Raw genomic sequence first — 13,791 nt, forward strand, 5'->3', positions numbered from 1 at the left:
CGACAGGCTCGCGGCGTCGTCAGCCACCATCTCGTCGTCGTTCGGCGAACACCCACTGCGCTACTGCATCGCGCGGCGGGCGAGCGTCGTGATCTTGTCCCAGTTGCCGGCACGGATGTCCGCGGCAGGACACAGCCACGAACCGCCGACCGCCACCACATTGGGCTCCGCCAGCCATTCCGCTGCATTGGCTTCACCCACGCCGCCGGTCGGGCAGAAGCGCGCCTGCGGGAACGGACCGCCGAGCGCGCGCAGCGCCGGGATACCGCCGGCCTGCTGCGCCGGAAAAAACTTGTAGACGCCGAAGCCGCGCACCAGCGCCGCCATCAGCTCCGACGCGGTGGCAATGCCCGGCACGAACGGCAGATCTGTCTCCGCCGCCGCATTCAGCAGCTCCGGCGTCGCGCCCGGACTGAGAGCGAACCTTGCGCCGAGCGCCTTTGCGCGCGCAAGATCCAGCGGCGTCAACACGGTGCCGATCCCGACAACGGCCTCCGGCACCTGCGCGATGATCGCCTCTGCAGCGCCGACCGCCGCCGCGGTGCGCAGCGTGATCTCCAGCGTGCGCACGCCGCCGGCAACCAGCGCGCGCGCCAGCGGCACGGCGTCTTCGGTACGCTCGATGGTGATGACGGGAACGACCCGCGCGGCCTTCAGCAGCGCCAGCAGGATATCGTCGCGGGATGCGGAAGCTTGGGAGGTCATGCCGTGGTGATCCGCCGTTGGAACATGGATGATGGCGCCGGCATCGCGGCGCGCGGGATGAGCGCACCGGAATATCCGACCACGATGCCGGCGAGATCATGGCCGGCGCGCGCTGCGGCCACCGGATCATCGCCCTGCAGCCGCGCGGCGAGATAGGCCGCCGAATAGCTGTCTCCCGCCGCCGTGGTGTCGACCACGCGCGCCACCGGCGCCGCGTGCACCACCTCATCGAGGCCGCCGGCACGCACCCGGCTCGCCGGCTCGGCCAGCTTGAGCACGAGTTCCGGCACATGCAGCCGATCGGCCTCGCCCGCGCCCCGCCCCGGGCCGAACAGCAGATCGAGATCCTCGACCGAGGCCAGCACGATGTCGGCGCCGGCGAACATGTCGTGATAGGTGCGCTGTGCCAGCGCCCGGTCGGGCCAGCCGCGCGGCCGGAAGTTAGTGTCGAACGCGATGCGTCGCCCGGCACAGCGCACGTCCTCGAGCGCACTCATCAGCCGTGCGCGGCCCGCCGCGTCGTACAGCGACAGCGTCACGCCCGACAGATAGACGACGTCGTATCCGGTGAGAGCTTCCAGGATCGCACCGGTCTGCGGCAGATCGAGCAGCGACCGCGCTGCGGAGCTGTCGCGCCAGTAATGGAAACGCCGCTCGCCGGCGGCATTGGTCTCGATGACATAGAGCCCCGGCAACTTGCCGGCGAGGCGCGCCACATGGCTGGTGCCGATGCCCTCAGTGCGCCAGCCCGCGACCATCTCGTCGCTCCAGGGATCGTCGCCGAGCGCCGTGACATAGTCGACGGCGACACCGAGCCGCGCCAGATAGGTCGCGGTGTTCAGCGTATCGCCGCCATAACCGCGGGCGAAATGCCCGTCCGCGGCCTCGGTCAGCTCGATCATGCATTCGCCGATGCAGGCGATCTTCATCAGGGGGCCTCGGTGGGCCGGCGTGCGCCGGCCGCGTCAGGCGACGAACTTGCCGCCGAGCTCATCCTCGATGTGGATGCGGATGATGTCGTCGAATGTCTGCTCGTGCGTCGTGAAGCCGACCTGGCGCGCACGCTCCGTCGAGAAGTCGCGCGGCCAGCTCGCCACCATGCCGATGATCACCGGATCGGGCACGCGACGGATGCGAGCAGCGACGCCGGGGCCGGCAACACGCGCGAGCGCCGCAATCTGCTCGCCGACGGTTGCCGAGAGGCCGGGCATGCTGAGGCTGCGCCGCCAGCCCAGAATCTTGAGATCCATGGTGCCGGCATGCAGCAGGAAGCCGACCGTCGAGCGTGGCGACGCATGCCAGTGGCGCACGTCCTCGGACACCGGCAGCACCACGTCCTCGCCGTTGAGCGGCTCGCGAATGATATTGGAAAAGAAGCCCGACGCCGCCTTGTTGGGCCGGCCCGGCCGCACGCACACCGTCGGCAGGCGGATGCCGATGCCATCGAGGAAGCCGCGGCGCGAGTAATCCGCGAGCAGCAGCTCGCCGATCGCCTTCTGCGTACCGTAGCTGGTCTGCGGCGTCAGGACGAACTCGTCGTCGATCTTGTCGTGGAACGGCGCGCCGAACACCGCGATCGACGAGGTGAACACCACGCGCGGCTTGTAGCCGTCGCCGACGGCGCGGATCGCCTCCAGCAGATAGCGCGTGCCGTCGAGGTTGATGCGATAGCCCTTGTCGAAATCAGCCTCGGCTTCGCCGGACACGATGGCGGCGAGATGGAAGATGACATCCGGGCGGCTCGCCACCAGCGGCGTCACCGCGCCGGGCACAGCGAAGTCGCAGGTCACGGTGTCGATGGCAATGCGCGCATCCGCGGGTTTCTCCGGCGCGACCACGTCCTGCAATGTGAGCCTGGTGATCGCGGCCTCGCCGAGGCGCCCGTCGCGCAGCAGCCGTTCGGTGAATTTGCGGCCGACCATGCCGGCGGCCCCGAGAATCAGAATATGCAAGGACGTCACCCTTTCGTGGCAGAACTCATCATGTGGGAACGCTACCGGCCGATGACCGCGCCGGATGCGATCATCCCGCGCGTCCGGCCATCTGATCGCAGCCTGCGACAGGCGCGATCATGCCTGTTTCCGTGCGCCGCGCCAATCGCAATTCACGCGCCCCTGCCGTGCTACTCCTTCACGGCGCCGGTCATCGCCGACACATAGTGCTCGACGAAGAACGCGTAGAGGATGACGAGCGGCAGCGAGCCGACCAGCGCACCGGCCATCAGCGCGCCCCAGCGGTAGATATCGCCATCGACGAACTCGTTGACGATCGCCACCGGCACGGTCTTGTTCGGGGTCGAGGACAGCAGCGTCAGCGCGTAGATGAACTCGTTCCAGCACAGCGTGAACGAGAAGATGAAGGCCGAGATCAGTCCGGGCACCGCAAGCGGCAGAATGATCTTGATCAGGATCTGCCAGCGACTGGCGCCGTCGATCAGCGCGCACTCCTCGAGCTCGAACGGAATGGTCTTGAAATAGCCCATCAGCAGCCAGGTCGAGAACGGGATCAGCAGCGTCGGATACACCAGGATCAGCGCCACCGGCGAATCGAACAGGCCATAGGCATGGATCACGCTGGCCATCGGGATGAACAGGATCGACGGCGGCACCAGATAGGCGAAGAAGATCAGCGCACCGACCACCTGAGCGCCCTTGAACTGCAGTCGAACGATGGAATAGGCGGCGAGCACGCTGGCGGCGATCGACAGGATGGTGGCGCCGGCGGCGACATACATCGTGTTCCACAGCCAGCGCGGATACTCGGTCTCGAACAGCAGCTTCTGGATGTGCTTGAACGTCGGATGGACGACCCAGAACGGGTTGTAGGTCTCCATGTCGATGAGCTGGGCGTCCGGCTTGATGGACGTCAGCGCCATCCAGTAGAACGGGAACAGCAGGATCACGAGGATGATGCCGAGCGGAAGATAGAGCGTCACGAGGCGCCGCGGCAGCGTCTCCAGATAGCTCATGCCCTCGCTGTTGTCCGCGCGGGCCTCGGTCACGGCAACACGGCCGGCGGCGGCGTCAGTCATTGTTGTTTCCACCCTGCTGCCATTTGCGCTGCTGCAGGCCAAACCACGACAGCGTGATCGCGGCCAGCAGGAACGGAATCATCGCGGTGGCGATCGCCGCGCCCTCGCCGAGGCGACCGCTGAGGATCGCGCGCTGGTAGCTCAGCGTCGCCATCAGGTGCGTGGCGTTCACCGGGCCGCCGCGGGTCATCGCCCAGATCAGCTGGAAGTCGGTGAAGGTGAACAGCACCGAGAACGTCATCACCACCGCGATGATCGGCGTCAGCAGTGGATAGGTGATGTAGCGGAAGCGCTGCCATGGCGTCGCGCCATCGAGCGTCGCCGCTTCATAAAGAGAAGGCGACACCGTCTGCAGGCCGGCCAGCAGGGTGATGGCGACGAACGGCACGCCGCGCCAGATATTGGCGAAGATCACGCTGCCGCGCGCCCAGTTGCCGTCGCCGAGAAAATTGATGTTCTCGGTGATGAGATGCATCTTGCGCAGCGACCACGAGATGATCGAGAACTGCGCGTCATAGATCCACCAGAACGCGATCGCCGACAGCACGGTCGGCACGATGAACGGGATCAGCACGGCGGCGCGGACCAGCGCCTTGAATGGCATGTGGCGGTTGAGCAGCAGCGCGAGATAGAGCCCGACCGCGAATTTGATGATGCTGGCGACAATGGTGTAGAGCAGCGTGTTGAACACCGACAGCCAGAACACGCCGTCGTCCCACAACCACTCGTAATTCTCGAAGCCGACGAACGCGCCGCCGCGGCCGATGCGGGCGTCGGTCAGGCTCATCCACAGCCCGAGCCCGAGCGGATAGGCCAGAAACAGCAGCAGAAACGCCGCGGCGGGCATCATGAACCAGAACGACAGCCAGTTGCGGTTGGCCCGCAGCCGCCGCCACGCTTCCGAGAGGGCCGAAGGCTGCGAACGTGAGGCCGGAGACGCTTCCAGGACCGCCATGCTGCCGATGCTCCGAATATGGATCGCCACGATGCGGAGGTCGGCCGGCGCGTCAGGCGCCGGCCGACGATCGCCTTACCGGTAGATGCGCTTCGCCTGCCGCTCGGCGGATGCGATGGCCCCCTTGAGGTCTTCGCGTCCCGTGCAGTAGTTGGCGAACATGTCGACCACCACGAAGTCGGCGATCGCCGCCGCCGCCTTCTCGCCGAGCTTGCCGATGCCCGCCGGCGTCAGCGTCCGCTTGGCGACGTCGCGATACGGCGTGACCTTCGGGTCCGACGTCCAGATCGGGTTGGCGTCGTAGGCCAGCAGGAACGGCGACAGATAGCCCTGCGCCGCCGAGATCCAGGGATTGAACTGGTCGGCCTCCTGCATGAAGGCAGCTAGCGCCTTGCAGGCCTGCGGGTACTTGGTGAACTGGAAGGTCAGGATCGGGAACGAGAGGTGCAGCTCGGTCGGCTTGCCGACCGGACCGACCGGCATGTACGAGTGGTTCATGTCGTCCGCGATCGCCTTGTTCTCCTTCTTCGCGGTGACATAGATCGAGATGCCGTTGTTGGTCAGGTACAGCTCGCCGGCAAGGAACGCCTTGTTGTTGGAGCTGTCGTTCCACGACGCCGTGCCGGGAATGAAGGTCTCGTAGAGCTGCTTGACGTACTCCAGCGCCTTCGCGGTCTCCGGAGAGTTGATGATGACCTTGTCGTCCTTGTCGACGAGGTAGCCGCCATGGGACCACAGCGCCCAGTGCAGCCAGCCGTTGGCGTCACCCGAGGCATGGCCGAGCGCGAAGCCCGCCGGCGTGTTGTTCTTCTTCAGGCCGCGGCACAGCTCGAGGAAGCCCGCGGTGTCCTTGGGGAACTCCTTGAAGCCTGCCTTCTCGCACGCCGAGATGCGGTAGTTCAGCAGCGCGCCGGTGGTTGCGACAGGAATGCCGACCCATTTGTTGCCGGTCTTGGCATAGGCCTCCGCAGACGGCGTCCAGCCGCCATACTTGCCGCCGAGGTAGGCCGCGACGTCAGCCATGTCGAGACACTTGTCCGGGAACAGGTGCGGCAGGGAGTAGAGACCCCACACCATGTCGAGGCCCTGCCCGGTGTTGGCCGCGACCGAGGCCTTGGGCTGGATGTCGTCATAGGATTCGTTGGAGACGTTGACCTCGACGCCGGTCGCCTTGGTGAAGGCCTGGATCATGGCCATGAAGGCCTGATCCTCGGCTTCGACGAAGCGCTTCCAGCGCAGCAGGTTGATCTTGGCGCCGGCCTCGGGCTTCCACTGCGACGCCTGCGCCCATGCCTTGGCGAAGCCGAACAGCTGGTCGGCCGACATCGCCGACAGGCCGGCGGCCGCAGCCGCGCTGCCCAGCAGCAACGACCGTCTGCTCGGATTGAACTCCGTCATTCTCGTCTCCTCCTTGTGTTGCGCCGGCTTGTTGGGATCCCGGCTGCTTGCACTGAAAAAGTCAGGCCGAAGAAATCAGATCAAAGTCGCTTTCCGGTATCCTTGTCGAACAAGTGCACGGCGCTGGTGCGCGGCCGCAGGCGGATATTCTCGCCGGGCCGCACCGTCTGGCGGTCGCGGAACACGGCGATGATGTCCTGCGAGCCGACGCGCGCCACGATCTGGGTTTCCGAGCCGGTCGGCTCGACCACCACCACTTCGGCCAGCACGCCGTCATCGGCGAGCTCGAGATGCTCGGGGCGCACGCCGTAGACCACCGGCTTGCCATCTGAACCGGCCGGCGCCGATGCCAGCGGCAACTTCGCGCCGCTCACCGTCTCAACATATGGGGCGGCGCCCGCCACGAGCTTGCCGTCAATGAAATTCATCGCCGGCGAGCCGATGAAGCCGGCGACGAACTGGTTGGCCGGACGGTCGTAGAGGTCGAGCGGCGCGCCCATCTGCTCGATGATACCGTCGTGCATGACCACGATCTTGTCGGCCATGGTCATGGCCTCGATCTGGTCGTGGGTGACATAGACCGTCGTGGTCTTGAGGCGCTGGTGCAGCTCCTTGATCTCGGTGCGCATGGCGACGCGCAGCTTGGCGTCGAGGTTCGACAGCGGCTCGTCGAACAGGAAGACCTGCGGATCGCGCACGATGGCACGGCCCATGGCGACGCGCTGGCGCTGGCCGCCGGACAGCTGGCGCGGATAGCGCTCCAGCAGCGGCTTGAGGCCGAGGATATCGGCCGCCTTGCTGACCCGCGTCTCGATCTCGGATTTCGGGGCGCCGCGCAACTTCATGGAGAACGCCATGTTGTCCGCCACCGTCATGTGCGGATAGAGCGCGTAGTTCTGGAACACCATGGCGATGTCCCGCTCCTTGGGATGCACGTTGTTCACCACGCGCTCGCCGATCGAGATCGTGCCGGCCGTGATGCTTTCGAGGCCCGCCAGCATGCGCAGCAGCGTCGACTTGCCACAACCGGACGGGCCGACCAGCACGACGAACTCGCCATCCTCGATGGGGATGGTCACCCCGTGCAGCACCTCGAACCCGGCGAACGACTTTCGAACGTCATGAATCTGCACCGACGCCATGCTTTCCCCTCCTTGGATTTGCGAGCGACATATGACGGAAGGCCGTCTTCGCTTTTCTTGTTGTTCTCTCTGGACCGCCGTGGCGCGGACCGGACGCTGGCGCAGCCCCGATCCGACAACCATCATAGCCGAAGTTTGTGTTTGCGCTGCTCGATAAAAGTCTAAGAGACGCGCATTGGCAAGCGTCACGATGCAGCATCGTCGGCGTTGCGAAGACAGGATCGAAATGCGAGAGTCGCCGCAACGTTCGGCCCGTAAAACAAGCCGATCACACGAATGTGCACTGCGGGAGAAACAATGAAAAAGCCGGAACCTGCCTCAAAAAAACGCAATCTCCGCTCGATGCGCTGGTTCAACGATCCGAGCAATCCGGGAATGACCGCGCTGTATCTCGAGCGCTACCTAAATTATGGGTTGACCCGCGAAGAGCTGCAGTCCGGCAAGCCGATCATCGGCATCGCGCAGACGGGCAACGACCTCTCCCCGTGCAACCGTCATCACCTCGAACTCGCGCATCGCGTCCGTGAAGGCATTCGCGAAGCCGGCGGCATCGCGATGGAATTCCCGACCCATCCGATCCAGGAAACCGGCAAGCGCCCGACGGCGGCGCTCGATCGCAACCTCGCCTATCTCGGTCTCGTCGAGATCCTGTTCGGCTATCCGCTCGACGGCGTGGTGCTGACCACCGGTTGCGACAAGACGACGCCCGCCTGCCTGATGGCCGCGGCGACCGTCAACATGCCGGCGATCGTGCTGTCGGGCGGCCCGATGCTCAACGGCTGGTTCAACGGCGAGCGCACCGGCTCCGGCACCGTGGTGTGGAAGTCGCGCGAGCGCCTTGCCGCCGGCGAGATCGACTACGAGGAGTTCATGGAGATCGTGGCGTCGTCGGCGCCGTCGGTCGGCCACTGCAACACCATGGGCACCGCCTCGACCATGAATTCACTCGCCGAAGCGCTGGGCATGTCGCTGCCGGGCTGCGCCGCCATCCCTGCGCCCTACCGCGAGCGCGGCCAGATCGCCTACGAGACCGGCAAGCGCATTGTCGACATGGTATGGGAAGACCTCAAGCCGTCGGACATTCTCACCCGCAAAGCGTTCGAGAACGCCATCGTCGTCAACTCGGCGATCGGCGGCTCGACCAACGCGCCGATCCATCTCAACGCGCTGGCGCGCCACATCGGCGTCGAACTCAACATTCAGGATTGGCAGACCGTCGGCCATGACGTGCCGCTGCTGGTCAACCTGCAGCCGGCGGGCTTCTATCTCGGCGAGGAGTATCACCGCGCCGGCGGCGTGCCGGCGGTGGTGCGCGAACTGATGCAGCACAAGCGCATCCATGAGGATGCGATCACCGCCAACGGCCGCACCATGGGCGAGAACTGCAAGGATGCGCCCAAGGCCGACAATGACGTGATCTGGAGCTACGACAAGCCGCTGGTGAAGGACGCCGGCTTCCTCGTCCTGCACGGCAATCTGTTCGATTCCGCGATCATGAAGACCAGCGTGATCTCGAAGGAATTTCGCGAGCGCTATCTCTCGGACCCGAAGAGCCCGAACGCGTTCGAGGGCCGCGCCATCGTGTTCGAAGGGCCGGAGGACTATCACCACCGCATCGACGATGCCGACCTCGCCATCGACGAGCACTGCATGCTGTTCGTGCGCGGCGTCGGGCCGATCGGCTATCCCGGCGGCGCCGAGGTCGTGAACATGCAGCCACCGGCGGCGCTGATCAAACGCGGCATCCACGCGCTGCCATGCATCGGCGATGGCCGCCAGTCCGGCACCTCGGGCTCCCCCTCGATCCTCAACGCCTCGCCGGAGGCCGCCGCCGACGGCGGTCTCGCGCTGCTCAAGACCGGCGACCGGGTGCGCATCGACCTCAACAAGGGCGAGGCCAACATCCTGATCTCCGACGCCGAGCTCGCCGAGCGCCGTGCCGCGCTCAAGGCCCGCGGCGGCTTCGGGCATTCGGAAAACCAGACGCCGTGGCAGGAAATCTATCGCAACACCGTCGGCCAGCATGCCACCGGCGCCTGCATGGAATTCGCCACGCGCTACCAGAACATCGCCGGCCGCGTCGGCGTCGCCCGCGACAATCATTGAGCGTTCGACGCAGCCAGCGAACGAGCAGCCCGGGTGAGCGAAGCAACGCCCGGGACAGCCAAGTCCCCGGATATCGCGCTCTCGCGCTCATCCGGGCTACATCCGACGACTTATTCCCTCATCCAGAAGAGCCCGTGCAGCGGGCGTCTCGAAGGATGAGGCCCCTCATGGTTCGAGACGACGCACCGCGCCTCCTGACCATGAGGAGCAATCGCAGGACTTGATTGCAGCCATCATCGACTGAAGACCCAGAGAGGACCTATGACTGACCGACTGAAGGGAAAACGCGCCCTCGTCACCGCCGCCGCAGCAGGCATCGGCCGCGCCAGCGCCATCGCCTTCGCCCGTGAAGGCGCCACCGTGATCGCCACCGACATCGACGAGAAGGGGCTCGCATCGCTCAAGCAGGACGGCATCGCCGAGGTGGCGCGGCTCGACGCGCGCAACACCGCCGACGTCAATGCGCTGGCGCAGCGCGTCGGCAAGGTCGACGTGCTGCTCAACGCCGCCGGCTTCGTCCACAACGGCACCATCCTCGACTGCAGCGAGGACGACTGGGACTTCTCCTTCGACCTCAACGTCAAGTCGATGCACCGCACCATCAAGGCGTTCCTGCCGGCGATGCTGGCGGGTGGCGGCGGCAGCATTGTCAACATCGCCTCGGCTGCCGGCGTGTTCAAGGCCGCACCCAACCGCTACGTCTACAGCGCGACCAAGTCCGCAGTCGCGGCGCTGACCCGCGCCGTCGCCGTCGACTTCATCGGCAAGGGCGTCCGCTGCAACTGCATCTGCCCCGGCACCATCGAGACGCCGTCGATGCTCGGCCGCGCCGAGGCCGCCGGCCCCGGCGGGCGCGAGATGTTCGTCAGCCGCCAGCCGATGGGCCGGCTCGGCACCGCGGAGGAGATCGCCGCGCTCGCACTCTATCTCGCCAGCGACGAGAGCGCATTCACCACCGGCGTCGCCCACATCATCGACGGCGGCTGGACGCTCTGACCCGTATCATGGGACGCCCGGCCCCCGCCGGCGTCCCGACAGAGGATTGAAAAAGACATGAACAACATCGACCTCAGGGGACGCCGCGCCGTGGTCACGGGCGGCGCGCAGGGTTTTGGCCGCGCCATCACCGAGCGCTTCGTCGCATCAGGCGCCAGCGTGGCGATCTGGGACATCGACCAGGCGCTGATGGACAAGACCGCGAAGGAGATCGGACCGCAGGTGACGGCCCTCAGGGTGGATATCGCCGATCTCGCGGCGGTCGAGGCCGCGCGCGACCAGACCGTCGCCGCGCTCGGCGGCATCGACATCCTCGTCAACAATGCCGGTATTGCTGGCATCAACCGCACTGTGTGGGAGACCGATGTCGAGGAATGGCGCAAGGTGATGCGCATCAATCTCGACGGCCCGTTCGTCTGCTGCAAGGCGATCGTGCCCGGCATGATCAAGCAGGACTACGGCCGCATCATCAACATCGCCTCGATCGCCGGCAAGGAAGGCAACCCAAACGCCGCGCACTACTCCGCTTCGAAGGCCGGCGTGATCGCGCTGACCAAGTCGCTCGGCAAGGAGCTCGCGAGCACGAAGATCGCCGTCAACGCGGTGACCCCGGCGGCGGCGCGCACCGCGATCTTCGACCAGATGACCCAGCAGCACATCGACTTCATGCTGTCCAAGATCCCGCGCGGCCGCTTCGTGCTGGTCGAGGAACTCGCAGCGATGGTGGCGTGGATGGCGTCGGAGGAATGCGCCTTCACCACCGGCGCGGTGTTCGACATCTCCGGCGGCCGCGCGACGTATTGAGGGCGCCGACCGCCCCATCGCCGCCGCGACGGGGGCTGCCAGCGATCACGACCGCGGCTTCCATTCGTCGTCATGCCCGGGCTCGTCCCGGGCATCCACGTCTTGAAGGCACGCCCGCAAGGAAGACCTAGATGCCCGCGACAAGCGCGGGCATGACGGAGTGAATAGAGACATACTGTTCTCGGAGGGCACCCTTCCCCCTCATCCTGAGGAGCCCGCGCAGCGGGCGTCTCGAAGGATGAGGCCGGGCATCAGCGGCACCTTGGCCTCATGGTTCGAGACGCGCAGCTGCGCTGCGCTCCTCACCATGAGGGGTAAATCCGAGGTCCGAACATCGGCCGGAAACGGCGCCGCTCGTCGACACGGCCCCCATCGGTCGGCGGTCGACTGACATCCGTGACTTCGTCCCTACACCGGCGCCGGGCTGAACCGCGCGACGAGCTGATAGCTGCTGCCGGGATAGGACAGCGTCACATGGGTGATGATGTGGCCGCTGTAACGGGTGCGGCGTTCGACGACGAGACAGGCGTCGCCCTTGGCGATGTCAAGATGCCGCGCCACCTCCTCGGTGGCGTTGACGGCGCGGATGTGGTGCTCCGCTTCGCTCCACGGCACTTTCTTGAGTAGCCAGTTGCCCGGCGATGTCTCGGTGAAGTCGACGCCGGCCGCGGATGGCACCGCTTCGAGATTGATCAGGCGATCCTCCACCACCACCGGCTTGTCGTCGGCGAAGTGGATGCTGGTCAGCGCCAGGATGCGCGCACCGGCCTCGACATCGAGACGCGCGGCGTCGCGCTTGGTCGCCTTGCGCTCGCTGCGGCCGACCAGGGCGATGCGATAGGCCTTGCCCTCGCGCTGGATCTCCGCCTCGGTATCATGGATCTGCAGCACGTTCTTTTCGGCACTGGGCTGCGCGACAAAGCTGCCGGAGCGGCGGCGGCGCACGATCAGCCCGGAGGCGGCCAGCGCGCTCAGCGCCTTGTTCACGGTCATGCGCGAGCAGTGATAGCGCTTGAGCAGCTCCTGCTCGGAAGGCACGCGCGCGCCCGGCGGCCAATCGCCGGAGACGATCGCCGTCTCGAGCGCGCGCTGAATCTCGGCATAGCGCGCCACGCCGGCCTGTCGCGGCCGTGGCGTGCGGACGTCAGGCATCGATCAGCCTCCCCAGGGTCGTGCGGTAGCGCGCTGCGATGGCGTCGCGCTGCAGGTGACGCCCGCCGTCCACCACCTTGACGCCACCGGCGAACACGCTGTCCACCGCCGGGCGGCCCGGCACGAAGATCCAGGAATCCAGCCAGTGCTCGCGGGCGACCGTCGAGAAGCTGGTGTGCTCGGCATCCAGCACCACGATGTCGGCGCGCTGGCCCGTGGCGAGTGAGCCGATCGGCCGACCCAGCGCCTGGGCGCCGCCGGCAAGCGCCGCCGTGAACAGGCGGTGGCCAGTGGATTCGCCGGGTTCGGTGGTCATGACATTGCGGCCGCGGCGGCCGAGGCGCTGGCTGTATTCCAGCAGCCGCAGTTCGCCGGCCGCATCGATCTCGATATTGGAATCCGAGCCGACGCCAAGCCGGCCGCCGGCCGCGAGGAATTCGGGGCCGTTGAAGATGCCATCGCCGAGCGATGCCTCGGTGATCGGGCACAGGCCCGCCACCGCTCCCGACGCCGCCATCCGCTGGGTCTCATCCGCCGTCATGTGGGTGGCATGGATCAGGCACCAGCGCGCGTCAACCGGCATGTTGTCGTAGAGCCAGGCCACCGGCCGCGCACCCGACCAGGCGAGGCAGTCGTCGACCTCCTTCACCTGCTCGGCGATATGAATGTGGATCGGCCCCTGCGGTGTTGCCTTCACCACCTCGGCGAGGGTTTCCGGCGTCACCGCGCGCAGCGAGTGCGGCGCGATGCCGACCGCGGTCGAAGGCAGCCGCGCCGCGGCACTGCGGGTGGCCTCGACCAGCTTCAGGAAGCGATAGGGATCGTTGAGGAAACGACGCTGGCCGGGCACGGCGGGCGCGGCGCCGAAGCCGCCATAGGCATAGAACGCCGGCAGCATGGTGAGGCCGATACCGGTGGCGCCGGCCGCAGCGACGATGCGCGCGGCCATTTCCGCGAGGTCAGTGTAGGGCGTGCCGTCCGCGCCATGGTGGATGTAGTGGAATTCGCCGACCGCGGTGAAGCCGCGCTCCAGCATCTCGGCATAGGCATAGGCGGCGATCGCCTCGACATCCTCGGGCGTCAGCTTGCCGAGAAAGCGGTACATCACGTCGCGCCAGGTCCAGAAGCTGTCGTCGCCGGGGCCGCGCCGCTCGGCAAGGCCGGCCATGCCACGCTGGAAGGTGTGGCAATGCAGGTTAGGCAGGCCGGGAACCGCGATGCCCTTGACGCGCTCGCCGGCCGTGCCGGCAGCGCCCGCCACAACCTCCGAGATCACGCCATCGGCGACCGTGATGCGCACGTCGCGCGCCCAGCCGCCGGGCAGGAAGGCATGGTCGAACACCAGGCTGCGCGCCGCCCCGGAATCCTTTGCGTTCGTCGCGGCGGGGGTCTGAGATCGTGTCATCCGGTCGGCCTCCATGCTCATTGGCATCTTATGTATAGACAATTGGGTCGCGGTCGGCAATTATGTATAGACAATTAAACGTCCCTGGCGGGAGCCA

The 13,791-nt window shown here is 66.5% G+C and carries 12 protein-coding genes; 3 read left to right on the plus strand and 9 right to left on the minus strand.

Annotated features, from left to right (window positions below; all coding sequences use genetic code 11):
* Positions 1-60: 60 nt before the first annotated feature.
* From eda to JQ639_RS22105, 7 genes are all read right to left on the minus strand, one after another.
* A complete protein-coding gene (gene eda, locus JQ639_RS22075; protein ID WP_211968396.1) occupies positions 61-705 on the minus strand; it encodes a bifunctional 4-hydroxy-2-oxoglutarate aldolase/2-dehydro-3-deoxy-phosphogluconate aldolase in 645 nt (214 codons plus the stop codon).
* Entirely contained in the window at positions 702-1,637 is a 936-nt protein-coding gene (locus JQ639_RS22080; protein ID WP_211968547.1) for a sugar kinase, read from the minus strand. The genes eda and JQ639_RS22080 overlap by 4 nt, the downstream gene beginning before the upstream one ends.
* A 33-nt stretch (positions 1,638-1,670) precedes the next feature.
* Positions 1,671-2,657, minus strand: a complete 987-nt coding sequence (gene denD, locus JQ639_RS22085; protein ID WP_211968397.1) for a D-erythronate dehydrogenase — start codon at positions 2,655-2,657, stop codon at positions 1,671-1,673.
* A gap of 170 nt (positions 2,658-2,827) precedes the next feature.
* Positions 2,828-3,736 (minus strand): carbohydrate ABC transporter permease, encoded by a 909-nt coding sequence (locus tag JQ639_RS22090; protein WP_211968398.1) that lies wholly within the window; start codon positions 3,734-3,736, stop codon positions 2,828-2,830.
* Positions 3,729-4,691: a carbohydrate ABC transporter permease gene (locus tag JQ639_RS22095; protein WP_211968399.1), complete on the minus strand. Its 963-nt coding sequence runs from the start codon at positions 4,689-4,691 to the stop codon at positions 3,729-3,731. Before JQ639_RS22095 ends, JQ639_RS22090 begins: the two co-directional genes overlap by 8 nt.
* Before the next feature lie 75 nt (positions 4,692-4,766).
* Positions 4,767-6,089, minus strand: coding sequence for an ABC transporter substrate-binding protein (locus JQ639_RS22100; RefSeq protein WP_211968400.1), 1,323 nt, complete (start codon positions 6,087-6,089; stop codon positions 4,767-4,769).
* 80 nt (positions 6,090-6,169) lie between these two features.
* Positions 6,170-7,231, minus strand: coding sequence for an ABC transporter ATP-binding protein (locus tag JQ639_RS22105; RefSeq protein ID WP_211968401.1), 1,062 nt, complete (start codon positions 7,229-7,231; stop codon positions 6,170-6,172).
* Positions 7,232-7,528: 297 nt separating this feature from the next.
* Here JQ639_RS22105 and JQ639_RS22110 point away from each other — a divergent pair, with 297 nt between their 5' ends.
* The 3 genes from JQ639_RS22110 (at position 7,529) to JQ639_RS22120 (ending at position 11,137) form a co-directional block, all read left to right on the plus strand.
* Positions 7,529-9,337 carry an IlvD/Edd family dehydratase gene (locus tag JQ639_RS22110; protein ID WP_211968402.1) on the plus strand — a complete coding sequence of 603 codons (1,809 nt, stop codon included), beginning with the start codon at positions 7,529-7,531 and terminating at the stop codon, positions 9,335-9,337.
* 261 nt (positions 9,338-9,598) lie between these two features.
* Positions 9,599-10,333, plus strand: a complete 735-nt coding sequence (locus JQ639_RS22115) for an SDR family oxidoreductase (RefSeq protein ID WP_211968403.1) — start codon at positions 9,599-9,601, stop codon at positions 10,331-10,333.
* A 57-nt stretch (positions 10,334-10,390) separates the two neighbouring features.
* Positions 10,391-11,137: an SDR family NAD(P)-dependent oxidoreductase gene (locus JQ639_RS22120; RefSeq protein WP_211968404.1), complete on the plus strand. Its 747-nt coding sequence runs from the start codon at positions 10,391-10,393 to the stop codon at positions 11,135-11,137.
* A 408-nt stretch (positions 11,138-11,545) separates the two neighbouring features.
* On the opposite strand, the gene hutC is transcribed toward JQ639_RS22120, so the two are convergent.
* Both hutC and JQ639_RS22130 read right to left on the minus strand, forming a co-directional pair.
* Positions 11,546-12,289, minus strand: coding sequence for a histidine utilization transcriptional repressor HutC (gene hutC / locus JQ639_RS22125; RefSeq protein ID WP_211968405.1), 744 nt, complete (start codon positions 12,287-12,289; stop codon positions 11,546-11,548).
* Positions 12,282-13,694 (minus strand): formimidoylglutamate deiminase, encoded by a 1,413-nt coding sequence (locus JQ639_RS22130; RefSeq protein ID WP_211968406.1) that lies wholly within the window; start codon positions 13,692-13,694, stop codon positions 12,282-12,284. The genes hutC and JQ639_RS22130 overlap by 8 nt, the downstream gene beginning before the upstream one ends.
* Positions 13,695-13,791 lie beyond the last annotated feature (97 nt).

This window comes from Bradyrhizobium sp. U87765 SZCCT0048 (assembly GCF_018131225.1).
Lineage (GTDB): Bacteria > Pseudomonadota > Alphaproteobacteria > Rhizobiales > Xanthobacteraceae > Bradyrhizobium_A.

Excerpts from the sequence above, each read along its gene's own strand:
- JQ639_RS22100 (WP_211968400.1), bottom strand. The coding sequence starts at position 6,089 with ATGACGGAGTTCAATCCGAGCAGACGGTCGTTGCTGCTGGGCAGCGCG.
- JQ639_RS22095 (WP_211968399.1), bottom strand. The coding sequence starts at position 4,691 with ATGGCGGTCCTGGAAGCGTCTCCGGCCTCACGTTCGCAGCCTTCGGCC.
- eda (WP_211968396.1), bottom strand. The coding sequence starts at position 705 with ATGACCTCCCAAGCTTCCGCATCCCGCGACGATATCCTGCTGGCGCTG.
- hutC (WP_211968405.1), bottom strand. The coding sequence starts at position 12,289 with ATGCCTGACGTCCGCACGCCACGGCCGCGACAGGCCGGCGTGGCGCGC.
- JQ639_RS22130 (WP_211968406.1), bottom strand. The coding sequence starts at position 13,694 with ATGACACGATCTCAGACCCCCGCCGCGACGAACGCAAAGGATTCCGGG.
- JQ639_RS22115 (WP_211968403.1), top strand. The coding sequence starts at position 9,599 with ATGACTGACCGACTGAAGGGAAAACGCGCCCTCGTCACCGCCGCCGCA.
- JQ639_RS22105 (WP_211968401.1), bottom strand. The coding sequence starts at position 7,231 with ATGGCGTCGGTGCAGATTCATGACGTTCGAAAGTCGTTCGCCGGGTTC.
- JQ639_RS22090 (WP_211968398.1), bottom strand. The coding sequence starts at position 3,736 with ATGACTGACGCCGCCGCCGGCCGTGTTGCCGTGACCGAGGCCCGCGCG.
- JQ639_RS22120 (WP_211968404.1), top strand. The coding sequence starts at position 10,391 with ATGAACAACATCGACCTCAGGGGACGCCGCGCCGTGGTCACGGGCGGC.
- JQ639_RS22110 (WP_211968402.1), top strand. The coding sequence starts at position 7,529 with ATGAAAAAGCCGGAACCTGCCTCAAAAAAACGCAATCTCCGCTCGATG.